Raw genomic sequence first — 23,072 nt, 5'->3', positions numbered from 1 at the left:
CAACCACGCCGATCGAGAGAATGCTGTGGAGTCTTAGCGCGGGCGCCGCACTCTCGCGAAGCGAAATCGGTCCGCGATCGACGCCGATCGCGCGCTTGCCTATCGAGAAGCCATCGTCTATGCCGCATGGCTTCCCTTTGTAAAGGAATGCAGAGTGGGGAAGTCGAAACCGCCCGTCGCCGTCATCATGGGGTCGCAATCCGACTGGGCGACGATGCGCCACGCGGTCGAAACTCTCGCGGCGCTCGAGATCGGCTACGACGCGCGCATCGTTTCGGCCCATCGCACGCCCGATCGACTGGCGGCGTTCGCGAAGGGCGCCGAATCGGAAGGCTTCAAGGTCATCATCGCCGGGGCTGGCGGCGCCGCGCATCTGCCGGGCATGACAGCCGCGATGACGCCGCTGCCGGTCCTCGGCGTGCCCGTCGAATCTGAAGCGCTGAAGGGCCTCGATTCGCTGCTCTCGATCGTGCAGATGCCGGGCGGCGTGCCCGTGGGAACTCTCGCCATCGGCAAGGCCGGGGCGATCAACGCCGCGCTGCTCGCCGCCGCAATTCTTGCCCTCGCCGACAAGGCGCTCGCCGCGCGACTCGCGGACTATCGCGCGCGTCAGACGGACAATGTAGCGGCGACGCCGCGCGACGGCGCTTGATGCTCGCGCCTGGCGCGACGATCGGCATTCTTGGCGGCGGCCAGCTGGCGCGCATGCTGGCGCTGGCGGGCGCGCGGCTCGGCCTGAGGACGCATGTCTTCTCCCCCGTCGCCGACGACCCGGCCTTCGACGTCTGCGCCGCCCGCACGCAAGCCGGCTTTAACGACGAAGCCGCTCTCGCCGCCTTCGCCGAATCTGTCGACGTCGTGACGTATGAATTCGAGAACGTGCCCGCCCGCACGGCGCAAGTGCTCGAGGCGCATCGGCCGGTGCGCCCCAATCCCAGGGCGCTGGCCCTGACCCAGGATAGGCTCATTGAGAAGCAGTTCGTGCAAAGCCTCGGAATCGCGACGGCCGATTTTGTTCCGGTCGACAACGCCGGCGCGCTTGCGCGCGCCGTCGCGCAGCTCGGCCGCAATTCGATCCTAAAGACGCGGCGCCTCGGCTACGACGGCAAAGGTCAGACCCAGTTGCGTGACGGCGGCGACCTCGCGGTCGCCTTTCGCACGCTTGGCGGCGCGGCATGCATTTTGGAGAGCGTCGTGCCGTTCGAGAAAGAAGTGTCGGTTATCGCCGCGCGTGGACTGCACGGCGAATTTCGCGCCTATGACGTCTCCGAAAACCTCCACGAGCATCACATTCTGGCGAGGACCTTGGCGCCCGCCGAGATCGCCGACGAAACGGCGACACAGGCGATCGACATCGCCCGTCGCCTCGCCGAGGCCGCCGACTACGTCGGCGTGATCGCGGTCGAGATGTTCGTGGTCCGCGATGGCGACCGCGAAACCTTGATCGTGAATGAAATTGCGCCGCGCGTGCACAACTCCGGACATTGGACGCTCGACGGCGCGCTGACCTCGCAATTCGAGCAGCATATGCGCGCGGTCGCCGGCTGGCCGCTCGGCGCCACGCGCCGGCACGGTCGTCGCGTCGAGATGCGCAATCTCATTGGCGACGACGTCGACGCATGGCCGGAGCTGGCGCGTGAGGACGGCGCCTGTCTGCATCTTTACGGAAAAAAAGAGACGCGCGCGGGCCGCAAAATGGGTCATGTGACGCGCGTGTTCAACGATTAGACTAGCCAGTCCCGCGCGCTCTCGAGAATGGCTGCGACTCCCGCGTGCTTGATTTTCCTTTGCGCGGTGATCGCATAGAATCGCTCGCTGACGCCGTCCAGCGTCGCGATATATCTGACGCCATATTGCTCCTCGACCTGGGCGCGAACGGCGGTCGGCGCCATGAAGACGCCGGCGCCCCCCGCCCCGAATGTCTTCAGCAGGGCGCTGTCCTCGACTTCCGCGACGACTCTTGGAAAGAGACTGTTGGCGTCCAGCCATTGGTCGAGCGAACGGCGCAACGCCGTGTTGGACGTCGGCAGCAAGAGCGGCGCGCCGTCAAGGCAACGCGGGAAATTCTTCCGATAGCGCTGCTGCAGTTCCAGCGTCGCAAAGGCCGCCACGCCGCTTTCGCCGATCGGATGATTGTAGATCCGCGCATCCGCGGCGCCTGTCGCAGGCCAGTCTGAAAACACGAGATCGACTCCGTGCACGGGCAGTTCGGCCAGGAGACGCTCGGTTTTATCCTCATGACAGACGACTTGATTATGCGCGGCGAGAGCGGGTTGGAGCAGACGATAGACGAGGAGTTTCGGCAGCGCGTTGGAAACGCCGACGCTCAGCCTGACGCTTACCGCCGCCGATCGATCCTTCAAGGCGCTGCCGAGCTCGCGGCCCAGCGAAAATATTTCGTCGGCGTAATTGAACACCGTGCGGCCGGTTTCGGTCATCACCAGATTGCGGCCTTCCTTGCGGAAGAGCTGCGCGCCGATCGACGCCTCGAAAGCCGCGATCTGGCCGCTGATCGTCGGCTGCGCCAATCCGAGCTTTTCGCTCGCGCGGGTGACGCCGCCCTCCCGGGCGACGTTCCAGAAGTAGAACAAATGTTGATAGTTAAGACGTTCCATGGTTCCATAGCTTTTATCGATGAAACTAATTTATATATCCTTATTTTCAATCTCAACCCCTTACGCCATCTTTGATGACGTCAGCGCTGCGGCGGCGCTCGACCAAAAGGAGGACAGGCAATGGCGCATCGCTCCGCACTCATCGCCCTGGCCTTGGCCGGTGCGCTGGCGTCGCCCGGATTCGCCACCGGACGCGAATTCATCGACGGCGCTCCTGGACACTGCCTGCTCTGCGACCTTTTTAGCCAATTGCGCAAGCGCAGCGCAGATGCGGATTGCCGACCGCCCTCGGCCGACGACGTGGGCGCATCGGAGCAGACGGATGAAAGAACCGGCGGCCTGAATTGACGCGACCGCGAGAGAGACGCTCGGGCTGTTCTCATGCGGTTGGCGCGCGATGTCGCGCATAAGCAATAGGAGCTCAAGGTGCAGCGGTTAATCGAAGGCCTACACCACTTCCAGTCGCGGGTGTTCGGTAGCCAGCGCGAATTGTTCGAACGCCTGGCCCAAGGCCAGGCGCCGGAGACGCTGTTCATCACCTGCGCCGATTCGCGCATCGACCCGTGCCTGCTCACCCAGTCGGCGCCTGGAGACCTTTTCATCCTGCGCAACGCGGGCAATCTCGTCCCGCCATACGGCGCCGTGCGCGGCGGCGAAGCGGCGACCATCGAATTCGCGATCGCCGGCCTTGGCGTCAAGGACATCATCGTCTGCGGCCACTCGCATTGCGGGGCGATGAAAGGCCTGCTCGATCCGCCGCCAGCCACAGCCTTTCCCGCGCTGAGCGACTGGCTGTCGCACGCCGAAGCCACACGGCGCATCATGCACGAAAAATATGCGGACAGAACCGGGGCAGATCAGCTTAACGTCGCCATCCAGGAGAATGTGCTCGCGCAGCTCGAAAATCTGCGCACGCATCCTGTCGTCGCCTCCGCCCTCGCTCAGGACAAACTGAGGCTGCATGGCTGGGTCTACAAGATCGAGACAGGCGAAGTCTTTGTCTATGACCCCGCGACGCGCCAATTCGCTCTCGCGCCGACGCCGTCGGAAATGCCTGCGCGCGAGGAGAGAGAACGCGTCAGCGTCGAGGTTTGACCTCGCGCCGCTTCCGCGAACCTGAACCATTAAAGGATGCGAAAATGTCTGTAGAACTTGATGTCGCGCCTTCTCGTCTCTCGACGATCAAAGACGACGTCTTCGCTTCCGTCGTCGTGCTGCTCGTGGCCCTTCCCTTGTCCATGGGTCTCGCGCTCGTGGCCGGTTTTCCCTTCGAGAACGCCGCCGCCGTCGGCCTCATCAGCGGCGTCATCGGCGGCATCGTCGTCGGCATGCTTTCGGGCTGTCCCCTGCAAGTGAGCGGCGCGGCGAATGGCGCGGCGGTGATGGCCGCCGTGTTCATTAAGGACCTCGGCTTCGAAGTCTTCGGGCTCATCGTAATACTGTCGGGCCTGATTCAGATTGCCGCTGGCGCCCTGCGCTTCGGACCGGTGTTCCGGGCGGTCGCGCCGGCGCTGATTCAGGGCATGCTCGCCGGAATCGGCTTGCTGATTTTCGCGTCGCAATTTCACGTGATGGTCGACGATACGCCGCCCGGGACGGGACAGGAGTTCGGCGGCGTCATCAATCTCTGGTCGCTGCCGCTCGCCGTTTGGAAGGGCGTGACGATGGAGGCGCACCAATCCGCCGCCCTGATCGGACTGCTCACGGTCACCGTAATTCTCTCGTGGCGCCGCTGGGCGCCGAGATGGCTGTCCTTTCTCCCTGCCCCGCTCGTCGGCGTAGGCCTGGCGACGGCGGCCGCGGCGTTCTTTGCCCTCGACATCAAATATGTCCCGGCGCCGGACGATCTTTTGGCCGCGGTGAATTTGCCGACAACTCACACCCTTGGCAGGATCGGCGAGGGCGCGCTGTGGGCGGCGGCGTTGTCGCTCGCGTTCGTTTCGAGCGCGGAATCGCTGCTGACGGCGACCGCCGTCGACGCGATGCAGCGACGCACGCCCCGCACCCGCTACAACAGGGAACTGGTGGCGCAGGGCGTCGGCAATTTCCTTTGCGGCGTTCTTGGCGTGCTGCCCATATCGGGCGTCATTGTGCGCAGTTCGGCCAATGTCACGGCAGGCGGACGCACGAGACTCTCGACCGTGCTGCACGGCCTGTGGATTCTGCTGTTCATCACCCTCGCGCCCGACGTGCTCCGCATCATCCCCGTGGCGAGCCTCGCGGCAGTGCTGGTCTACGCGGGGATCAATCTGATCAATCTCAGTTTCGCGCGCTTTCTCTGGGGTCAGGACCGTATCGAGACCGGCATCTACGCGGCGACGTTCGCGACCGTGGTCGCGACCGACGTATTGACCGGCATTGCGGTTGGCGTCGGTCTGGCGGTCGCGCGCTTGCTCTACAGGTTCTCGCATCTCAAGATCCGCAGGGAACAGATCAACGGCATGACCGTGATCCACCTGGAGGGCGCCGCGACTTTCATACGGCTGCCGCAACTCGCCGCCGCTTTCGAAGCCCTGCCGCGGGGCGCGCGCCTCCATGTGCATCTCAACGAGCTGACGTATATCGATCACGCCTGTCTCGATCTGCTCGCGAGTTGGGACGAGCAACTTCGCAGCGACGGCGGCGAACTGGTGCTCGATTGGGATGCGCTGCACGGCCTGTTCCGGGAGCGGGCCCGCCCCACGCCAACATCGGTCGCGGCCTGATCCACCTTCTCTGTGGCGTTTGACTAGCGTGAGAGGAGTCGCTCCAATGCGCTGGGTGCTCGATTTCCACGGAGACGGCGGTGTCAGCGGCGACAATTCAAAGGACGAGGCGGCTCGCCGTTTGCGGCGGGTCCTTGCTCGGAATTTTCGTGACGACCGGCCCGGCGGCGGCTGTCGACGAAGATTTCAGGATCTGGGAAAACGTCACGACCATCGCCAAGCTCGGCTCGATTGATCCGAGTTTGGAAAAATGGCGGCTGTGGTTGGAAAGCCAGGGGCGCTTTCGGAACGATGGCGCCACCGCCGATCAGGCGCTGGGGCGCGCCGGCGTCGGCTATGCGCTATCCGACAAGGCCAGCCTGTGGCTCGGCTACGCGCATATCGCGACCTTTCCGCAAGACGCCAAAACGCAACATGAAAATCGGATCTGGCAACAGGTCCTGCTGACCGACAAGGCCGCCTTCGGCGACCTGACAAGCCGCACGCGCCTTGAGCAGCGCTTCATTCAGAACGTGAATACCGTCGAATGGCGCCTGCGCCAATTTGTGCGCTTTTCGCATCCGCTCTGGGAAAACGCCCCTTTGAGCCTCGTGCTCTGGGATGAGGTGTTTGTCCGGCTGAATTCAACGACGCCCGCAACGCGGTTCGGCTTCGATCAAAATCGCGGCTTCGCCGGCCTCGGCTATAGTTTCAGCGAGAAGGCGCGCGTGGAGATCGGCTATATGAACCAGCTCATCCAATCGCGGGCCGTCTCGCGGCGCGCGCAGACGTTCGATCACCGGATGAATCATATTTTATCGGTGAGCATGTTCCTCAACCTGTAGCGCGCCGTCAGCGCGCGACGCCATTTAGGCGAACTCCATGATCACGGCGTCGACAGCAAGGCTGTCGCCGGCCTTCGCCAGGATCTTCTTCACGGTCACGTCGCGCTCGGCGCGCAGCACGTTCTCCATTTTCATGGCTTCGACCATGCACAAAGCCTCTCCGGCCTTGACTTCCTGACCCTCCGTTACGTCAACGGTCTTCACTAGGCCGGGCATCGGACACAACAGGTGCTTGGAGGCGCCGGCGTCCTTTTTCTTGGGCATGAAGGCGACAAGTTCCGCCTCGCGCTTGGTGTAGACGCGCGCCGTGACGTCGACCCCCTGATGCGACAGGCGGTAGCCGTTGAGGATGGGCCGCGCCTGCACATAGACCGTGCGGCCGTCGACATCGCCTTCGAGCACGAGTTCGCCCGGACGCCACTGGGTCGAAACGCGATGGGCGCGCTGATCGCCCTCGGCGAAACGTACGATCAGCGCTTCGCCTTGCGCCTCGACGCAGACGTCGAATCTCTGCTCGCCGAGCATGCACACGCGTTCGCGCTCGAATTCGACCGGCCTTCCGCCGCGCAGCTGCCCGGAGATCTTCCGTTTACGCTCATTGCCGATGTGGTCCATGAGCGTCGCGACCGCGGCAAGCGTGTGCGCCAAATCTCCCCGAGGCTCGGGCGGAGAAAATCCTTCCGGATATTCTTCGCTGATAAAGCCGGTCGAGAGATTGCCCGAGCGCCAGCGCGGACTCTGCATGAGCGACGACAGAAACGGAATATTGTGGCGGATTCCATCGATCACGAAGCGATCGAGGGCGTCGGCCTGCGCCACGATCGCCCGAAGGCGGTCTGGCGCATGCGTCACCAGCTTGGCGATCATCGGATCATAGTGGATCGAGATTTCGCGGCCTTCGGTGACGCCGGTGTCGTTGCGCACCGTAACGCCGCCTTCGCGCTTCTCTTCCGGCGGCCGGTATTTGACCAGTCGCCCGACCGAGGGCAGGAAGTTGCGCGTGGGGTCCTCGGCATAAATACGGCTCTCGACCGCCCAGCCGTTGATCTTGACGTTTTCCTGCTTGAGTTGCAGCGGCTCGCCCGCCGCGACGCGGATCATCTGCTCGACAAGATCAATGCCGGTGATGAGCTCCGTCACCGGATGCTCGACCTGCAGGCGCGTATTCATTTCAAGGAAGTAGAAGCTTTTGTCCTGACCGGCGACGAATTCGACCGTGCCCGCGGAATCATAGTTCACGGCCTTGGCGAGCGCGATGGCCTGCGCGCCCATTTCGCGACGAGTCTTCTCGTCCAGCAGCGGCGACGGCGCTTCTTCAATCACCTTTTGATTGCGGCGCTGAATGGAGCATTCGCGCTCGTTCAGGTGGATGACATTGCCGTGCTTGTCGCCGAGCACCTGAATTTCGATGTGGCGCGGATTGACGATGAATTTCTCGACGAAGACGCGGTCGTCGCCGAAGGAAGACGCCGCCTCCGAACGCGCGCGCGTGAAACCTTCGATCACTTCGGCGTCGGTGAAAGCGACGCGCATGCCCTTGCCGCCGCCGCCAGCCGACGCTTTCAGCATCACCGGATAGCCGATGTCCCTGGCGATCGTAACGGCCTCTTCGGCGTTCTCGATGACGCCAAGGTAGCCGGGCACGACGCTGACATTGGCGGCCGAGGCGAATTTCTTCGACTCGATCTTGTCGCCCATCGCCTCGATGGCGCGAATATTGGGGCCGATGAAAACGATATTCGCCTCGGCGAGCGCATTGGCGAAGGCGGCGCGCTCGGACAAAAAGCCATAGCCCGGATGCACCGCTTCGGCGCCGGTTTCCTTACAGGCGGCGACGATCTTATCGATCAGCAGATAGGACTGGGCGGCGGGCGGCGGGCCGAGACGGACGGCCTCGTCGGCCATTTCGACATGCAACGCGTCGGCGTCGGCGTCGGAATAGACGGCGACGGTTGCAAGTCCCATGCGCTTCGCCGTCTTAATGATGCGACAAGCGATCTCGCCGCGATTGGCGATTAGAATTTTACGAAACATGCGCGCCCCAGTGCCCCAATCCCTCAAGCAATTGGCGCCGGACGCTCAGAAAACGCGGCCGACGCCTTCGGCGTTTATCGCTTGGCGTCGCTCTCGTCGTCGGGCCGTCGCTCCTGAACGGCGTCGACGATGCCGAAATGCCGCGCCTCTTCCGCCGACATGAAATGATCGCGGTCAAGCGTGTGCTCGATCGTCTCATAATCCTTGCCGGTGTGACGGACATAGATGTCATTGAGGCGCTTTTTGACTTTCAGAATGTCTTCCGCGTGGCGCTGGATATCCGACGCCTGACCCTGAAAGCCGCCGGACGGCTGGTGAAGCATCACGCGCGCGTTCGGGAGCGCATAACGCAGACCGGCGGCGCCCGCGGCCAGCAGAAGCGAGCCCATCGACGCCGCCTGCCCCACGCAAAGCGTCGAAACCTTCGGCTTGATGAACTGAATCGTGTCGTAGATGGCGAGCCCGGACGTCACCACGCCGCCCGGCGAGTTGATGTAGAGCGAGATTTCCTTTTTGGGGTTCTCGGACTCTAGAAACAACAGCTGCGCGATGATGACCGACGCCATGTGATCTTCGATCGGCCCGGTGATGAAAATGATGCGCTCGCGCAGCAGGCGGGAATAGATGTCGAAACCGCGCTCGCCGCGCGAAGTGTTCTCGATCACCTGTGGGATGAGATATTGGCTGTAGTTTTCGATTGGGTCGCGCATCGCGTATCGCCTCTGTGGTCCGGCGGAGGCGGATGCGCCTGCGCCGGGAACTCTTGACCGTCATATATCTGCGCCCGCGCCAGACGCAAAGACTCGATTGCGGCTGTCACGCCACGATCTCCGCAGCGCGCCGTGCGCATGAGCCTGAGATGCCGGATTTCATCGCGGCGCGCCGCCGCCTGCGGGAAGAAGACAGCCGGACGACCGACTATTCCTCGTCTTCCTTGAACAGCTCTGCGCGGGAGACGGTCTTGTCGGCGATCTTGATCAGTTTGGAGAGGTGGTCGACGACGCGCTCCTCGTAGATCGGGGCACGGAGCTGGGCGAGGGCCTGCTCATTGTTGCGGTAATAGTCCCAAACCGCCTTCTCCTGGCCTGGGAACATGCGCGCCCGCTCGACCAAAGCGTCGGTCAGATCCTTTTCGTCCACCTTCACGTCGGCGCTTTTGCCGATCTCCGCCAGAACCAGCCCCAACCGCACGCGTCGTTCGGCGATCTTGCGGAACTCGGCCTTCGTCTCTTCCTCCGTCTTGCCGTCTTCGGCGACGGGTTGGCCCGCCCGCTGGCTTTCCTGCTCGTGCTGGCCCCAGATATTGGCGAATTCCTGCGCGACAAGGCTCTCCGGCAGCTCAAAGGAATAGCGTCTGTCGAGCGCGTCGAGGAGCGCGCGCTTCATCTTTTCGCGCGACGCCTTGTCGAAATCGGCTTCGAGATTGCCGCGAACGGCGGTCTTCATCGCCTCGAGCGACTCGAAGCCGTATTTCTTGGCAAGCTCCTCGTCGAGCCCGAGCGTCTTGGGCGCCGCAACGGCCTTGACCGTCACGTCGAACTCGGCGTCCTTCCCCGCGAGCTGCTTGGCCGCATAGTCCTCCGGGAACCGGACCTTGACGACGCGTTGCTCGCCGGCGGCGGCGCCCTCGAGCTGCTCCTCGAAACCGGGGATGAAGGTTCCCGCGCCCAGCACCAGATCGACGTCCCCGCCCGCGCCGCCCTCAAAGGGCTCACCGTCGAGCTTTCCGGTGAAATCGATCGTCAGTTTGTCGCCGTTCTCCGCCTTGGCCCCTTCTGGCCTCGCCTCGAATTCCTGAGCACGATCGGCGAGAGACTGCAGCGCCTTCTCGATATCGTCATCCGCCACTTCGGCGACGGGACGCTCCAGGGAGATGTCGTCGAAAGCGCCGATGTCGAACTTGGGCAGCGTTTCGAAGGTGACGACATAGGAGAAATCGCCCTCTGCCGTCAGCGCGCGCTCGACTTCCTCCTGCCCGCCGGGGAAATCGATCTTCGGCTCGAGCGCGATGCGCAGCTCGTTTTCCTCGACGATCTTGCGGTTGGCGTCGTTCACCGCCTCCTGCAAGACGTCGCTCATGATGCTCTTTCCGTAGAGCTTCTTGAGATGGCCAATCGGCGCCTTGCCGGGGCGGAATCCCTTGATCTGGCTCTTCGCCTGAATCTCGGTGAGCTGGGCGGCGAGCTTGGCGGCGAGTTCGCCGGCCGGCAGAACCACCTTGTATTCCTGCTTCAAACCCTGCGAGGAGGTCTGCGTCACTTGCATCTCAATAGCCTTCTTAATGATGACTGCGCGTCGCCGGCGCGCGACGACGATTATTCGACTGCCACGGTCGGCGGCTCTGGTGCGGGCGGAGGGAGTCGAACCCCCACGACTTTCGTCACCGGAACCTAAATCCGGCGCGTCTACCAGTTCCGCCACGCCCGCGATCGGCGGAAGGGCCGCCTCATCCCCTGCCCGTGAACCGGGATCGCTTGAGATGAAATCGCACTGTTCGACTTCCTCTCAAACGATCCTGTTCCCCCGAAAAGGCGCAGTCCCTTGCGCGTTTTGAGGGCGCGCCAAGGCGCTCCCAAGCGCGAACTCGATTCGTCGGGCGTCGCTCTATAGCATGGTCGCGGCGGGATGCCAGCCGCCGCTGTCTATTGTGGCGCCACGCGGTGATCCGCCCCCTCGAGGCCGCGGATCAGCGTAATGACCTTTTCATGACCCTGGGGATCGCGCCATTTGGCGTTGCAGAGCGTCGGACCGCAGACGACTTCCGGAAACTTATAGAGGGGCTTGCCGCGGGCGGTTTTCAGCCCGTAGCCGACATTGGGCTTCCAGCCGCCGGCGATCAGCGACTGGCGATAGTCGGAATAGCCTTGCGAAGCCTGCGCCCACGCGGTGAGCGGCAGAAACCCGCACGCGCTGCAGAAGCCCAAAATTGCGGCAGTCTTCTTCATGCGCGGCGCGCTCATGTCTCTAGCCTCCTCGTGTTTTGGCCGTTCTCGCTCCCCTCACGGCGCGCGAGACGTTGAAGCTCTCAATCATTGCCCAACGGGCCGGGCTGCGCCATAGCTAGATGGCGATGTCACAACTCCTCTCCCGCCGCGTCGTTCTTTCGGGCGTCGCCGCCAGCCTGGCGGCGCTTCCGGCGGTGGCGCAGTCGCCGCCGCGCTCCCTGCGGCAGCTCGAAGCCCGGCCGGGGAAGGCGCGCCTGTCCGGCGGCGAAACCAGCATTCTCGGTTTCGACGGAAACACGCCGGGGCCCGTCCTGCGCTACCAGCAGGGCGACGAACTCGCCGTCCGTTTCTTGAACAAGCTTGACCAACCCGCGACCATTCACTGGCATGGCTTGCGGGGCGACAATGCGATGGAGGGCGTCGCCCCGCTGACTCAGGCGGCGGTCGCGCCAGGCGGGTCCTTTGATTACCGCCGCACGCTCGCCGATCCCGGCCTATTCTGCTACCGGCCGAGCGTCTACGGCGCGACGCCGGAGCTTGTCGGGCGCGGCCTCAAGGGCCTGCTGGTCGTCGATGAGCCGACGCCGCTGCCCGCAGACGCCGACCTGCTTCTCGTGCTCGACGACTGGCGGCTTGATGACGCGGGCCAGGTCGTCGGCGGCTTCAACGATCCGGCGGCGGCAAGCGGCGTCGGCCGGATCGGCCCGCTGCTCTGCGTCAATGGCAAGGCTGCGCCGGCCCTGCAGAGCCTCGCGCCCGGCGCTAGGGTGCGGCTGCGCCTGGCCAATCTCAGCAATGCGCGCATCATGGTGCTGTCCCTCGCGGGCGCGCAGCCTTTCGTCATCGCCATCGACGGCCAGCCGTGCGACGCCTTCGAGCCGATCAAGCGGAGCATTCCCGTCGCGCCGGGGGCGCGCTTCGAGCTGATGTTCGACATGCCGGAGACCGAGGGCGCCAGGGCCAATTTGATCTTGCGCGGACCAAATGGCGAGGATCGCGACCTTTTCGTCGCGGACGCGAAGGGCGCAAAGGCGTCGAAGCGCCCACCGATAGCGTCGCTCCCGCAGAATGCGGCGCTCCCTGCCGAGATCAAGCTTGCGAGCGCCAAGAAGGTCGATCTAGTGATCGAACCGCGCAGGAACGCGGCGGGCGCCGCCTGGACGATCAACGGCGCCTTGACGAAAGGCTACGAAGGCCAGCCTCTCTTCAAAGTGGCCCGCGGAACCCCGGTGACGCTGGGCTTTGTCAACAAGTCGGCCGCGGCGCTCGCGATGCATGTTCACGGGCAGTGCATGCGTCTCCTGCATGACCTCGATGACGGATGGGAGCCCTATTGGCGCAACGGCGTGATCGTTCCCCCCGGAAAAACCAAGCACGCCGCCTTCCTCGCCGAATCGCCTGGAAAGTGGGCCATTCATGATGATATTCTGGAGCACGAAGCGGGCGGACTGGCGACTTGGTTCGAAGTCGCCTAGAGCAAGCGTCACAAAGGTTAATAGAACGCCGAAGTAGAACCACGTTTTTTCCGTCTGTTCAGACCTTTGTCTGAACTTCTGTGACGGAAAATGCTTCGAATACGAGTTGAAGGCATTGCCAAATGCTGGATCAAACTCACTTGAAGCTTGGCGGCTTAGCCCGCCCGCGCCGCCGCGCCTTGCGTCGGGACCCGGACGGCTCGTTTTTTTGCGTCATCGAGGGGGGAGGCCTTGGCCCCGAAGTATCGGATATGATCGGCGCCGCGCACCTACGGCACCCTCCCCAAGATTTTCCGCACTGGCGCTTCGAACACCTAGAAATTGAATATGACGCGCCGACGCAATCGGTGTGGATGAACTATCGCGCAGACTCGCCGCACTGTTACACTTTGCGGATGTTGCAGGAGGCGATCGAGTTTCGCGACGCGATCAAACGTCTGGCGCAGACGGAGGGCTCGAAGTGGCCGATCCGCTACATCGTGATGGCCTCCAAGAAGCCAAATGTATTCAGCTTGGGCGGCGATCTTGCGACATTCGTTTCCTGCATCAGGAACAATGACCGTGATTCCCTGTTAACCTACGCCTACGCCTGTATCGAGGTCATGTACACGCTGACATCGGCTTTCGATCTTCCTGTCCTGACGCTCTCCGTCGTCAGAGGACAGTGCATGGGGGGCGGCTTCGAAGGGGCGCTGGCCACCGATTTTGTCATCGCCGAGGAGAGCGCGCGTCTTGGAGTGCCCGAGATCGCCTTCAACACCTTTCCGGGAATGGGCGCGGTGACGTTTCTCACCAGGCGCGTGGGGCCGGCGCGAACACAACAGATTCTTTCGGCCGGCCGCGTTTATACGGCGCGCGAACTGTTCGATCTCGACATTATCGACGTCGTCGCGCCGGAAGGCCGGGCGCTCGAAACCGCCCATGAGTGGATGCTCGACCCGGACGGCGCGAACTGGCGGCGCCGTCAGGCCCTCGTCAACTTTCGCAAGCAATGTTTCCCCGTGCGCAAAGAAGAATTGCTTCGGGTGGTCGAGCTTTGGACGGATTGCTCCATGGCCATTTCACGGCACGACCTGCGTTATATGGAACGGCTTGTTTCGGCGCAGTCGCGTCTTCCCCGCGACGAGCTTCCCTCCGGCAAGGGCGAGGCTTTGAAAAAGCCGCCGCCTTTGAAAGAGGATTAGCTCATGCTCGTCCGCGCGAAGCCAGCCGCCAGCGAAAGCTCCGATCTTCAAATCCATAGCGACCTGGTTGAAACCCTGTTCGGCACCGCCGGTTCGTTTTTTGCGGGCCTTCTCGGCGGCCTCATCGCGCCTGCGCTCGCTTGGCTCCTTCTCGGCGATCGAATCTACCTCTACTTCGTGGCGCTGATCGGCGTTCTCGGCGCCTTTCGCCTTTACGTTTTCTTTGCGCATGCGAGCACGCCGGTCTCGCTTCGCCGACGGGATTCGCTGGAATGGGAGAGGCTCTACGCGATTGGCGCGGTCGGCTTCATGACGGCGGTCGGTGTGTCCGTCGCGGTCTTGTTCTACAATCACTACAACGACGTGCTCGGCATTTACAGCATCGTCATTATGATGAGCGGCCTTAGCGGACTCGCGGGTCGCAACGCCGGCCGTCCCTGGATCGTTCTCGCGCAATCGCTCGGCCTCGCGCTTCCGCTTGCGATCGCCGCGATGATGCATGAAGAACGGCGCTACCTCGGGCTTGCGCTGATTGTCGTGCTGCTGATCGTCTCCATTCATTCAACGACGAAATTTCTGCACGGCAATCTGGAGTCGGCGCTGCGCAACGGCTTGGACGCCACCCGCCAGCGGCAGAAATTCAGCCTCGCGCTGAACTCGATGACGCACGGCCTGTGCATGGGCGACGCCGACCTGTCCGTCACGGTCGTGAATCGGCGCGTGATCGATTTCTTCGGCATCGTGGCGGCGGCGACGCCGATCCGGCTCGAAGCGCTGGCGCATGCGATCGGCAAAAGCGTCGGCATGTCGCCGCAGGAAGGCAAAATTTTTTTTGAGCGATGGAAGCGGCACGTCACAATGCCGCGTGCGAACATCTTCACGCACAAGCTCGGCGAACGTTTCTTTGAGTTTCACTGCGAACGCGCCGAAGCGGGATCCTTCATTACCGTCATCGAGGACGTGACGATACAAAAGCGCGCGCTCCGTGAGATCGAGCGCATCGCGCATTTCGACGATCTGACCAATCTCCCGAACCGCTATCAATTTCAGGAGACGCTGGAGGAGGAAATGGTTCAGCTCAGGCAACGCGGGCTCCACGCCGCGCTGCTCAACATTGATCTCGATCGGTTCAAAGACGTCAATGACACGCTGGGCCACTCCATCGGCGATCAGCTGCTGTCCGCGGTCGGAGCGCGTCTCGCCGCCTGCGTGCCGCATCCGCATGTCGTGGCGAGGCTCGGCGGCGACGAATTCTGCGTGCTGCTGCGCGCCGGCGACCACCTTCCTGACGTTGATGAACTCGCCGCCAACATACTTGCCGAGATGCATCGCACCTTCATCGTCGAAAATCACGTCATCAACATCGGCGCGAGCATCGGCATGGCTGCGGCGCCCAAAGACTCGGAGACCTCCGGCGGCCTGCTCAAATGCAGCGATCTCGCACTTTACCAGTCGAAAGCTGAAGGGCGCGGCAAGGCGATTTGGTATTCCCAGGAGATGCAGGATGCGCTGACCCGAAAGCGGGTAATCGACACCGAACTGCGTCACGCGTTCCTGGCGAACGAATTGATCGTCTACTATCAGCCGGTCGTCGATTCCCGCACCGCGACCATCGTTTCCATGGAGGCGCTGCTGCGATGGCGCCACCCGACCCGGGGAATGATCTCGCCGGGCGAATTCATTCCTGTCGCCGAAGAAACCGGCATGATCATCGAACTCGGCGCCTGGGCGCTGCGGCAGGCGTGCATGGACGCGAAATCGTGGCCTTCGAACGTCCGTGTCGCCGTCAATATCGCGCCGAGACAGTTCCAACAGAAGGATCTCGCCGAGATGGTCGCGGCGACGCTCCGCGAATCTGGATTGGAGCCCGATCGTCTCGAGCTCGAAATCACCGAAACGACGCTCATGGTGTCAGATGACGTCGACAGTAAATTACGCGAGATCGAAGCGCTCGGCGTCCGTCTCTCGCTCGATGATTTCGGAACCGGCTACAGCAGCCTCGGCTATCTCAATCGTTTCCCGGTCAAGAAGGTCAAGATCGATCGCTCCTTCGCGCGGCAGGCGATCGAGTCGCCGAAGACGCAGGCGATCATTTCGGCGATCTCCGCGCTGGCGCGGGATCTGTCCATCGATCTCGTCGCCGAGGGCGTCGAAACTGACGCTCAGCTCGCCTTCATGGCAAGCAAGAATATTTTTCTCATTCAGGGATATCTATACACGAGACCTCGGCCAATAGAGGAGCTGAGACCGCTCCTCAAGTATTGGCGCGACGCGCCGCGCCTCGTCAGCGCGGCGTGATTTTTCGATAACAAGCATCAGTTGCGCTCAAGCGCCACCAGGCTCCGCCGATCAACCCCAGGTTGCACCATGCGTTGCGCGCGAAAAATCGCGTGCGAGGCGTTATAGCGTCGGCCGAACTGAGCGAGGTAGCGCTCTATCGCAGCGGCGCCAGGCTGCGGCTCGACGACGTCTCTAACGATCAGCATTTCATGGGCGTCTTCGGCGGGGAGCGCCGTATTGCCTTCCATGAGACGTTCCGCCTTGACGAAGCCGAGCGTCCGGCCAACCGCCGCGTAAAGTCCCAGAAGATCAGAGGGATCTCCCGAGAAGGAGAATTGCGCGTCCCTTTCGGCGACGATGGCGGAGCAATGCATCGCGAAGTCGAAATCGGAGCCGCTCATCAGGCCGCGCGCCCAGGCGAGCGTGATCACCGGCGTATCGACGATCAGCTCGGAATTTTCGGCAGCCATCTCTCCGAAACCCTCCGCCGGCCTCGGCGCCTCTCGCACGCCATGCGCGAAATCATAGACGAGGTAGCGGAGCTCGTTCAGCTCGCCTCGGTCAATCGCCGACAAAATCTCGGTAATTGTACGGATCGTCAGCGCGTCAAAACCCGGCCGAGTCTTGCGCAATACTAGAGCCTGGTGGTCTTTCAACCAGATGGTCGAAAGACAGCCGCCGATGACAGAAAGTTCAGCTTCGTCGCGCAGATAAGGAAAGTTCAACATGTTTCCCGCCATAGTTTGTGAAGGCTGGATTAAGTTAAATGAAAAATTAACTTCGCCAACCCTGGCGCTCATGATTGCCTTGAAATTGCGCCGAAGTTAGGCCAAGTGCATGACGCTTAAGCAACTTCTCTAACGGCAGGCCTTATGAAAAATCATCGTCAGGCGACGAGTTTGTACAATAAAAGGGCCGCGCATACTTTTTTGCGCGCGTGTGGCCGTTGGTCGCGGGACAAGTGAGCGCAGCTAATTTATATTAACTCAAGCGCTGCTGGAGGTTCCGGAATCTCGCCCGTCGCAGCTCGCCTTCGCTCAAAGGGTGTGCGAAAACTGGCGCGTCGGAACCGGGACCTGCGCGCCAAGAAGAGACCGCTCATTGCAGAGCGGCCGGTTCAGAAGGGAGAAAACCAGATGATCATGCGATTTTTCGCCGTTGTGCTGTTCGCGGCGGCCGGCTGGGTCACGCAAGCACACGCGCATGGCGACGTCGGCATCAATCAGGGCCAATGCCTGATGAAACTCGGCCCCGATACGATGACTTTCACAGGGTATCAGCCGCAAAAGTCGCGTGAACAGTTCTGCGACGACATTCCGGACGCCGGGCCCACCATTATCACCCTGGATGCGCAGCAGGACGAACTGCGAGACATGAATCTCGAAATGCGCGTCGTCCGCGACGTCGGCCAGAAGGACGACACCGAAAATCTCGAGGCGAATACAGAGTATTATTCTCCGCCCAAGAAGTATAAGTCTGGCACACTCACCTTCGAACACGTCTTTCCGCAAGAAGGCAAGTTCATCGGTCTGGTGAAGGCGAAAAGCGACGATGGCGCGAAAGAATATGTCGCTCGCTTCCCCTTTTCTGTCGGCTTGACCCAATCCAGGGAAATAACGATCGCCGTGTTCTTCGCGGGTCTGGCGCTGGTTGGCTTCGGGCTCTGGTACAAGAATCAGTTCATCGACAAAAAGAAGTCCGCGCCGAAGGCTTAAATCGGCTTCAACTTAGCAGCTCTATTCGACCGTCGCGTAGGGTTACGCGGCGGTCCATTTGTTTGGCGAGCTCCAGATTGTGAGTGGCAATGAGCGCCGCCAGTCCGGTGCTGCGCGCAAGCGCCAACAAAGTCCCGAAAACATGCTCCGCCGTGCGCGGATCGAGATTGCCCGTCGGTTCGTCGGCAAGCAGAAGATGCGGCGCGTTCGCGACCGCGCGGGCGATGGCGACGCGCTGCTGTTCGCCGCCGGAAAGCTCCGAGGGCCGGTGCGACGCGCGCGGCCCCAGCCGCAAATAGTCGAGCAGCTGTTGCGCCCGCAGGCGCGCTTCATTCGCGCTTAGGCCATTGATCATCTGCGGCAGCGCCACGTTCTCGAGCGCCGAGAACTCCGGCAGCAGATGGTGGAACTGATAGATGAAGCCGACGGTGGCGCGCCGCAGACGCGTGCGCTCGGGGTCGGACATGCGCGACGTCGGCGCATTTGCAATCAGCACTTCGCCGCCGTCCTGGCGCTCCAAGAGTCCGGCGATATGGAGGAGCGTCGACTTGCCGGCGCCAGACGGCGCCAGCAGCGCGACCGTTTCGCCCGGGTAGATGGACAGATTGACGTCCATCAGAATGTCGAGCCGCGCCTCGCCCTCGCGATAGTGGCGCGCAATGCTGCGGAATTCGAGAACGGCCTCGCTCATCGCGACTACTCGTGCCGCAGCGCTTCGATCGGATCGAGCGATGCGGCTTTCCAGGCTGGATAGATCGAGGCGAGTACGGCGAGCGTGAGCGTCATGGCCACAATCGCCGTCACCTCGCGGGGGTCGACGATCGCCGGCAAGCGCGAGAGAAAATAGAACTCCGCGGGGAAGAGATTGGCGTCAAAAAGCTTATTAACGCCGAGGCGGATGGTGTCGAGATTTTTCGCCAGCGCCAGACCTAGCGCAAAGCCGGCCAGCGTGCCAACGACGCCGATCGAAGCTCCGATAATCAGGAACACGCGCAAGATCGCGCCTCGCGTCGCGCCCATCGTGCGCAGTATGGCGATGTCCTGAGTCTTGTCCTTCACGAGCATCGTCAACCCGGAGATGATGTTGAAGGCCGCGACCACGACGATCAAAGCGAGAATGATAAAGAGGATGTTTTTCTCGACCTGCAGCGTGTCGAAGAACGTCTTGTTGCGCTGGCGCCAATCGGTGATGATCAGCGGCCGGTCGATCGCCTTTTCGACGTTGATGCGAAAATCGTCCATCTTCTCGGGATCGGTGACGAAAGCTTCGACGACGGTCGCCTCATTCTCCCTGTTGAAGAAGAGCTGCGCCTCGGTAAGCGGCATATAGACGAAGACGCTATCGAATTCGGACATGCCGATAGAGAAGATCGCGACGACTTTGTAGGCTTTGATGCGCGGGGCGACCCCGAAAGGCGTCTGCACGCCCTTGGCGATGAGCAGGCTGACCGAGTCGCCGACGCCGACGCCGAGCGTCTCCGCCAACCGCTGACCGATGGCGACGCCGCCGGCCTTATCGAATCCGGCAAGCGCGCCGCTCTTGACGTTGCCCGCCACGCCGGGAAGCCGCGTCAGGTCCTTCTCGCGCACGCCGCGCACAAGCACGCCCGATTGGCCGAACTGAGTCGATATGCCGGCCGCGCCCTCGACCATGGGAATTGCAAGCTGGACGCCGGGCAGCTTCGCCGTCTTCGCGGAGACCCTGTCCCAGTCCGTGAACGGAGTCTCCACCGCCTGCAGAAAGGCGTGGCCGTTTATGCCGATGATCTTGTCCATCAGCTCGCGATGGAATCCGTTCATCACCGAAGTTACGACGATGAGGGTCGCGACGCCCAGCATGATGCCGAGGAACGAAAAGCCGGCGATGACCGAGACGAAGCCGTCGGCGCGACGGGCGCGCAGATAGCGCAGCGCCACCATCCGCTCAAAGGTCGAAAAGGCGCCGGCGCCTCTTGCCGGTTGCGCCGCTTCGGTCATGCCTGAGCCTGTCTCATCGCGGCGACGATGCGCGTGACGGCGTCCTGAGGCGCGAGAAGCTCCCGCTCTCCGGTGCGGCGCTGCTTCACTTCCACCCTGCCCTCAGCCAGGCCCTTGGGCCCGATCAGAACCTGCCAGGGAAGGCCGATGAGATCGAGGGTCGCGAATTTCGCGCCGGGACGTTCGTCGCGATCGTCATGCAGCACGTCCAGTCCCGCGTTCTCGAGCTGCTCGACGAGATCGGCGCAGACCTTGCCCGTCGCCGGGTCTCCGACTTTCAGATCGGCGACTCCGACATGGAAGGGGGCGACGGATTCGGGCCATATGACGCCATTGTCGTCATGGCCAGCCTCGATGATGGCGGCGGCGAGGCGCGACGGTCCGATGCCGTAGGAACCCATTTGCACGACGACCTCCTTGCCGTCCGGTCCGTTGACGACGGCCCTCATCGGTTCGGAATATTTGGTTCCGAAGTAGAAAATATGGCCGACCTCGATGCCGCGCGCCGCGACCCGCGCGTCCTCGGGAACGGCGGCGAAGGCGGCGGCGTCATGCATCTCGCTCGTCGCCGCATAGCGGCTGGTCCATTTGTCGACGACCGCCTGCAACGCCGCCGCATCGTCGAAGTCGATCGAAGCGGGCGGCGGCGCGAAGGACAGAAAATCTTTGTGGCAAAAGACTTCGCTCTCGCCGGTCGAGGCGAGGATAATGAACTCGTGGCTGTTGCCGCCGATGGGGCCCGACTCCGCCGCCATCGGAATGGCGGTCAGGCCCAGGCGCGCGAAGGTGCGCAGATAGGCGACGAACATCTTGTTATAGGAATGCTGGCCGGCTTCGGCTGTGAGATCGAAGGAATAGGCGTCCTTCATCAGGAATTCGCGCGAGCGCATCACGCCGAAGCGCGGCCGCACCTCATCCCGGAACTTCCACTGGATATGAAAGAGATTGAGCGGCAGATCCTTGTATGAACGCACATAGGCTCGGAAAATCTCGGTGATCATCTCTTCATTGGTCGGGCCGTAAAGCATCTCGCGGTCATGGCGGTCGGCGATGCGCAGCATTTCCTTGCCATAGGCGTCATAGCGCCCCGACTCGCGCCACAGATCGGCGGGCTGGATGGTCGGCATCAGACATTCGATGGCGCCGGCGCGGGTCTGCTCCTCGCGGATGATGGCGTTGATCTTGTTGAGCACGCGCAGGCCGAGCGGAAGCCAGGCGTAAATGCCGGCCGATTCCTGTCGGATCATGCCCGCCCGCAGCATCAGCCGGTGCGAGACGATCTCCGCCTCTTTCGGCGTCTCGCGCAGGATGGGCAGGAAATAGCGGGAAAGGCGCATGTGGGATCCAGTTGGGCGAATCGAAGGAGCGGCGAGCATAGCCCGTTCGCCGCCCGGAAAAACGGCGCGGGCGGAGCTTTTGAACCCGGCGCGGCCGAAAACGCAAGCCATAGACGCCCTTCCCTTTTCGCCGGGCCTAGCCATTTCGGGATCATGAACGCTTGAGGAGGCCGGCATGGGCGAGGTTATGGGCAAGTCTAAAGGTGAGCCTGCGAACAGACATCCCTGGGGAAGCGTACGCGACAATCCCGAATTCAGTCGCTTCGAACTCGACATCGATGGCGAGACGGCGCTCGCCTATTACCGCATCGACAATGACGTGATGGTCTTCACCTCAACGCAGACGCCGCCAAAGCTGCGCGGTCAGGGCGTCGCCTCAGAGCTCATCCGCAACGCGCTGGAATTCGCGCGGGCGCGCGGGCTGAAGGTTCAGGGCGATTGCGCCTTCGTCGCGGACTATGTGGAAAAACATCCGGAGTACCAGGATCTTCTTCCCTAAGCGAAACGAGATCGCTGGCGGCCCTTCTGTTCTCCGTTCTCAAAAAAGAGGCCTCGACACATGCGTCGAGGCCTCTTTCAATTTGTCGCCCCGCTCGACGGCGCTGGCTTATTTCACCACCGGCATGGTGTAGGACAAAGCCCCGATATTGCCCTTGTCGCCTTTGAAATGCGCATGGCACATCACGCAGTTCTCGGACACGACGGGTATCCCGGTGGCCATCCGCAAATAGCGCTTGCCGTCCTTTTCCATGATTTCTTCATAAGCCTGCTCGCCGCCGCCGCGCAGCCTTTTCGCCGCCGTCTTTTCAAAGGCGTCTTTGGGCTCGTCGTCGGGATCGCCAACTTTGTCGGTCAGCCCGATCAGCCTGACGTCGTACCAACCGTTCTTTTTCATCGCGGCGAAGAGCGCCTTGGCCGCCGACGCGGCGGAGGGGTCCGATGGGTGTTTGACGTAAGTTTCGTCGATCAGCACCACCGCCGTCTTGAAGACGTCATCGAGCATTTTGATGTGCTGCCGCGTGCGCTCGATCTCGGGATCCTTGATCGGGGCGGCGTTTTCAGCCGATGCGGCGAGCGTCACGCCGGCCAATCCGCCGACCATCGCAACCGCCATAACAATCTTTCTGTTGATTCCCTTGGTCATCTCTTCCTCCCGGCCCCCGGCGACCGCCTGTGGGCGCATGGGCGCCAACTTCGCTCACGACTGCTGCGTGACGGTCATTGGATGAGAGCGGTCGGAAAAGGTTCCCGAATTTTTGTTTCGCGATGACAATCGCGCCAAAACGGCGCGCACGCTTTGCGCGCAGCGCGCGCCTCCGAAAGGAAACGCCTCCATGACGAACGGACCGATGTCCTTTTCCAACTGATCGCGAATGAGACGGCGGGCGCGATGCAGGCGAGTCTTCACGGTCTCGGGCCGCAATTCGAGGATCTGCGCGGTCTCGGCGACGGTGAGCCCCTCAATGGCGCGCAGGACGAAAACCAGGCGAAAATCCTCGGGAAGCCTCTCGGTGGCCTGCTCGACGAGCCGCAAAATTTCGCGTTGGGCCAGCGATCTCTCGGGATCGTCGCAGTCTTTCGCCTGTGAAGAAAAAATGCTGTCCGACTCACTCTTCTGCGCGCCGAAGACATGAATGAGCTTCGCCCGGCGGCGGACTCGCAGCCGCGCCGCGGCCTCGTTGATCGTGATCCGTGCGAGCCAGGTGGCGAGCGCGGCCTCGCCGCGAAATTCGTCGAGATGGGTGAAAGCCTTCAGGTAGGCCTCCTGGACCACGTCCTCGGCCTCGTGACTGTCGAGCACGATGCTGCGCGCGATCCGATAGAGACGGCGATTGTTGTCCGCCATGATGAGGCGCAGCGCCTCTTCTTCGCCCGCCAGAGCGCGCGCCGCGAGCAAGCGTTCGTCTCGCCGATCGGTCTCCGGCGTCATTTGCGCCGCATGCGCCGTCCCGTCCATTGATTGGTCCTTTTCGTCAATCAA

Annotated in this window: 22 protein-coding genes and 1 tRNA gene; 11 read left to right on the top strand and 12 right to left on the bottom strand. The window is 62.4% G+C overall.

Annotation, left to right across the window (positions count from 1 at the left end; translation table 11 throughout):
• The first annotated feature begins 187 nt into the window (after positions 1-187).
• On the top strand, positions 188-652 hold the full coding sequence (gene purE / locus EHO51_RS03840; protein ID WP_124740034.1) for a 5-(carboxyamino)imidazole ribonucleotide mutase: 465 nt from the start codon (positions 188-190) through the stop codon (positions 650-652).
• The gene (locus EHO51_RS03835; RefSeq protein ID WP_124740033.1) at positions 652-1,728 is read left to right on the top strand and encodes a 5-(carboxyamino)imidazole ribonucleotide synthase; all 1,077 of its coding nucleotides are present in this window, start codon (positions 652-654) and stop codon (positions 1,726-1,728) included. Before purE ends, EHO51_RS03835 begins: the two co-directional genes overlap by 1 nt.
• Here EHO51_RS03835 and nhaR read toward each other — a convergent pair.
• Positions 1,725-2,615 carry a transcriptional activator NhaR gene (nhaR, locus tag EHO51_RS03830; protein WP_124737778.1) on the bottom strand — a complete coding sequence of 297 codons (891 nt, stop codon included), beginning with the start codon at positions 2,613-2,615 and terminating at the stop codon, positions 1,725-1,727. The genes EHO51_RS03835 and nhaR overlap by 4 nt on opposite strands.
• 120 nt (positions 2,616-2,735) lie before the next feature.
• Here nhaR and EHO51_RS03825 point away from each other — a divergent pair, with 120 nt between their 5' ends.
• From EHO51_RS03825 to EHO51_RS03810, 4 genes are all read left to right on the top strand, one after another.
• Positions 2,736-2,963 carry a hypothetical protein gene (locus EHO51_RS03825; protein WP_124737777.1) on the top strand — a complete coding sequence of 76 codons (228 nt, stop codon included), beginning with the start codon at positions 2,736-2,738 and terminating at the stop codon, positions 2,961-2,963.
• A gap of 78 nt (positions 2,964-3,041) precedes the next feature.
• Positions 3,042-3,710, top strand: coding sequence for a carbonic anhydrase (locus EHO51_RS03820; protein ID WP_124737776.1), 669 nt, complete (start codon positions 3,042-3,044; stop codon positions 3,708-3,710).
• 44 nt (positions 3,711-3,754) lie between these two features.
• On the top strand, positions 3,755-5,320 hold the full coding sequence (locus EHO51_RS03815; RefSeq protein ID WP_124737775.1) for a SulP family inorganic anion transporter: 1,566 nt from the start codon (positions 3,755-3,757) through the stop codon (positions 5,318-5,320).
• 80 nt (positions 5,321-5,400) lie between these two features.
• Entirely contained in the window at positions 5,401-6,144 is a 744-nt protein-coding gene (locus tag EHO51_RS03810) for a DUF2490 domain-containing protein (RefSeq protein ID WP_245434731.1), read from the top strand.
• Positions 6,145-6,168: 24 nt separating this feature from the next.
• Here EHO51_RS03810 and EHO51_RS03805 read toward each other — a convergent pair whose 3' ends face one another.
• The 5 genes from EHO51_RS03805 to EHO51_RS03785 all read right to left on the bottom strand — a co-directional run bounded on the left by EHO51_RS03805 (position 6,169) and on the right by EHO51_RS03785 (position 11,138).
• Positions 6,169-8,178, bottom strand: coding sequence for an acetyl-CoA carboxylase biotin carboxylase subunit (locus EHO51_RS03805; RefSeq protein ID WP_124737774.1), 2,010 nt, complete (start codon positions 8,176-8,178; stop codon positions 6,169-6,171).
• Positions 8,179-8,252: 74 nt separating this feature from the next.
• On the bottom strand, positions 8,253-8,888 hold the full coding sequence (locus tag EHO51_RS03800; protein ID WP_124737773.1) for an ATP-dependent Clp protease proteolytic subunit: 636 nt from the start codon (positions 8,886-8,888) through the stop codon (positions 8,253-8,255).
• A gap of 208 nt (positions 8,889-9,096) precedes the next feature.
• A complete protein-coding gene (gene tig / locus EHO51_RS03795) occupies positions 9,097-10,443 on the bottom strand; it encodes a trigger factor (protein WP_124737772.1) in 1,347 nt (448 codons plus the stop codon).
• 77 nt (positions 10,444-10,520) lie between these two features.
• Positions 10,521-10,605: transfer RNA gene (locus tag EHO51_RS03790), tRNA-Leu, on the bottom strand.
• Positions 10,606-10,820: 215 nt separating this feature from the next.
• Positions 10,821-11,138: a hypothetical protein gene (locus tag EHO51_RS03785; protein WP_124737771.1), complete on the bottom strand. Its 318-nt coding sequence runs from the start codon at positions 11,136-11,138 to the stop codon at positions 10,821-10,823.
• Between the two features lie 104 nt (positions 11,139-11,242).
• On the opposite strand from EHO51_RS03785, the gene EHO51_RS03780 reads away from it, so the two are divergent.
• The 3 genes from EHO51_RS03780 to EHO51_RS03770 all read left to right on the top strand — a co-directional run bounded on the left by EHO51_RS03780 (position 11,243) and on the right by EHO51_RS03770 (position 16,080).
• Entirely contained in the window at positions 11,243-12,598 is a 1,356-nt protein-coding gene (locus tag EHO51_RS03780) for a multicopper oxidase family protein (protein WP_124737770.1), read from the top strand.
• A 122-nt stretch (positions 12,599-12,720) separates the two neighbouring features.
• Complete coding sequence (locus EHO51_RS03775; RefSeq protein ID WP_245434730.1) at positions 12,721-13,782, top strand: crotonase/enoyl-CoA hydratase family protein; 1,062 nt, start codon at positions 12,721-12,723, stop codon at positions 13,780-13,782.
• A gap of 3 nt (positions 13,783-13,785) precedes the next feature.
• Entirely contained in the window at positions 13,786-16,080 is a 2,295-nt protein-coding gene (locus EHO51_RS03770) for a putative bifunctional diguanylate cyclase/phosphodiesterase (RefSeq protein ID WP_124737769.1), read from the top strand.
• A 17-nt stretch (positions 16,081-16,097) separates the two neighbouring features.
• On the opposite strand, the gene EHO51_RS03765 is transcribed toward EHO51_RS03770, so the two are convergent.
• Positions 16,098-16,790 carry an enoyl-CoA hydratase-related protein gene (locus tag EHO51_RS03765; RefSeq protein WP_245434729.1) on the bottom strand — a complete coding sequence of 231 codons (693 nt, stop codon included), beginning with the start codon at positions 16,788-16,790 and terminating at the stop codon, positions 16,098-16,100.
• 408 nt (positions 16,791-17,198) lie between these two features.
• On the opposite strand from EHO51_RS03765, the gene EHO51_RS03760 reads away from it, so the two are divergent.
• Complete coding sequence (locus tag EHO51_RS03760; protein WP_124737767.1) at positions 17,199-17,777, top strand: hypothetical protein; 579 nt, start codon at positions 17,199-17,201, stop codon at positions 17,775-17,777.
• 7 nt (positions 17,778-17,784) lie between these two features.
• On the opposite strand, the gene EHO51_RS03755 is transcribed toward EHO51_RS03760, so the two are convergent.
• From EHO51_RS03755 to proS, 3 genes are read right to left on the bottom strand one after another with little or no spacing between them, the layout of a single operon-like run.
• Positions 17,785-18,468: an ABC transporter ATP-binding protein gene (locus EHO51_RS03755; protein WP_124737766.1), complete on the bottom strand. Its 684-nt coding sequence runs from the start codon at positions 18,466-18,468 to the stop codon at positions 17,785-17,787.
• Between the two features lie 5 nt (positions 18,469-18,473).
• A complete protein-coding gene (locus EHO51_RS03750; protein ID WP_124737765.1) occupies positions 18,474-19,754 on the bottom strand; it encodes a lipoprotein-releasing ABC transporter permease subunit in 1,281 nt (426 codons plus the stop codon).
• Positions 19,751-21,091: a proline--tRNA ligase gene (proS, locus tag EHO51_RS03745; protein WP_124737764.1), complete on the bottom strand. Its 1,341-nt coding sequence runs from the start codon at positions 21,089-21,091 to the stop codon at positions 19,751-19,753. Before proS ends, EHO51_RS03750 begins: the two co-directional genes overlap by 4 nt.
• A 175-nt stretch (positions 21,092-21,266) precedes the next feature.
• Between proS and EHO51_RS03740 the strand changes: the two genes are divergently transcribed.
• Complete coding sequence (locus EHO51_RS03740) at positions 21,267-21,590, top strand: GNAT family N-acetyltransferase (RefSeq protein ID WP_432431921.1); 324 nt, start codon at positions 21,267-21,269, stop codon at positions 21,588-21,590.
• A 108-nt stretch (positions 21,591-21,698) separates the two neighbouring features.
• On the opposite strand, the gene EHO51_RS03735 is transcribed toward EHO51_RS03740, so the two are convergent.
• On the bottom strand, positions 21,699-22,235 hold the full coding sequence (locus EHO51_RS03735; RefSeq protein WP_164479340.1) for a c-type heme family protein: 537 nt from the start codon (positions 22,233-22,235) through the stop codon (positions 21,699-21,701).
• A 54-nt stretch (positions 22,236-22,289) separates the two neighbouring features.
• On the bottom strand, positions 22,290-23,048 hold the full coding sequence (locus EHO51_RS03730; protein WP_245434728.1) for an RNA polymerase sigma factor: 759 nt from the start codon (positions 23,046-23,048) through the stop codon (positions 22,290-22,292).
• Between the last annotated feature and the right edge of the window lie 24 nt (positions 23,049-23,072).

Origin of the sequence: Methylocystis rosea, assembly GCF_003855495.1 — a bacterium.
Taxonomy (GTDB): Bacteria; Pseudomonadota; Alphaproteobacteria; order Rhizobiales; family Beijerinckiaceae; genus Methylocystis; species Methylocystis rosea_A.
The sequence above is the reverse complement of the archived record's forward strand: the minus strand, read 5'-3'. Positions and strand labels throughout refer to the sequence as shown.

What these genes read in the sequence shown, in the direction of transcription:
- purE (WP_124740034.1), top strand. Translation starts at nt 188, where the DNA reads ATGGGGTCGCAATCCGACTGGGCGACGATGCGCCACGCGGTCGAAACT.
- EHO51_RS03835 (WP_124740033.1), top strand. Translation starts at nt 652, where the DNA reads ATGCTCGCGCCTGGCGCGACGATCGGCATTCTTGGCGGCGGCCAGCTG.
- nhaR (WP_124737778.1), bottom strand. Translation starts at nt 2,615, where the DNA reads ATGGAACGTCTTAACTATCAACATTTGTTCTACTTCTGGAACGTCGCC.
- EHO51_RS03825 (WP_124737777.1), top strand. Translation starts at nt 2,736, where the DNA reads ATGGCGCATCGCTCCGCACTCATCGCCCTGGCCTTGGCCGGTGCGCTG.
- EHO51_RS03815 (WP_124737775.1), top strand. Translation starts at nt 3,755, where the DNA reads ATGTCTGTAGAACTTGATGTCGCGCCTTCTCGTCTCTCGACGATCAAA.
- EHO51_RS03805 (WP_124737774.1), bottom strand. Translation starts at nt 8,178, where the DNA reads ATGTTTCGTAAAATTCTAATCGCCAATCGCGGCGAGATCGCTTGTCGC.
- EHO51_RS03800 (WP_124737773.1), bottom strand. Translation starts at nt 8,888, where the DNA reads ATGCGCGACCCAATCGAAAACTACAGCCAATATCTCATCCCACAGGTG.
- tig (WP_124737772.1), bottom strand. Translation starts at nt 10,443, where the DNA reads ATGCAAGTGACGCAGACCTCCTCGCAGGGTTTGAAGCAGGAATACAAG.
- EHO51_RS03785 (WP_124737771.1), bottom strand. Translation starts at nt 11,138, where the DNA reads ATGAGCGCGCCGCGCATGAAGAAGACTGCCGCAATTTTGGGCTTCTGC.
- EHO51_RS03780 (WP_124737770.1), top strand. Translation starts at nt 11,243, where the DNA reads ATGGCGATGTCACAACTCCTCTCCCGCCGCGTCGTTCTTTCGGGCGTC.
- EHO51_RS03775 (WP_245434730.1), top strand. Translation starts at nt 12,721, where the DNA reads ATGCTGGATCAAACTCACTTGAAGCTTGGCGGCTTAGCCCGCCCGCGC.
- EHO51_RS03770 (WP_124737769.1), top strand. Translation starts at nt 13,786, where the DNA reads ATGCTCGTCCGCGCGAAGCCAGCCGCCAGCGAAAGCTCCGATCTTCAA.
- EHO51_RS03765 (WP_245434729.1), bottom strand. Translation starts at nt 16,790, where the DNA reads ATGTTGAACTTTCCTTATCTGCGCGACGAAGCTGAACTTTCTGTCATC.
- EHO51_RS03760 (WP_124737767.1), top strand. Translation starts at nt 17,199, where the DNA reads ATGATCATGCGATTTTTCGCCGTTGTGCTGTTCGCGGCGGCCGGCTGG.
- EHO51_RS03755 (WP_124737766.1), bottom strand. Translation starts at nt 18,468, where the DNA reads ATGAGCGAGGCCGTTCTCGAATTCCGCAGCATTGCGCGCCACTATCGC.
- EHO51_RS03750 (WP_124737765.1), bottom strand. Translation starts at nt 19,754, where the DNA reads ATGACCGAAGCGGCGCAACCGGCAAGAGGCGCCGGCGCCTTTTCGACC.
- proS (WP_124737764.1), bottom strand. Translation starts at nt 21,091, where the DNA reads ATGCGCCTTTCCCGCTATTTCCTGCCCATCCTGCGCGAGACGCCGAAA.
- EHO51_RS03740 (WP_432431921.1), top strand. Translation starts at nt 21,267, where the DNA reads ATGGGCGAGGTTATGGGCAAGTCTAAAGGTGAGCCTGCGAACAGACAT.
- EHO51_RS03735 (WP_164479340.1), bottom strand. Translation starts at nt 22,235, where the DNA reads ATGACCAAGGGAATCAACAGAAAGATTGTTATGGCGGTTGCGATGGTC.
- EHO51_RS03730 (WP_245434728.1), bottom strand. Translation starts at nt 23,048, where the DNA reads ATGGACGGGACGGCGCATGCGGCGCAAATGACGCCGGAGACCGATCGG.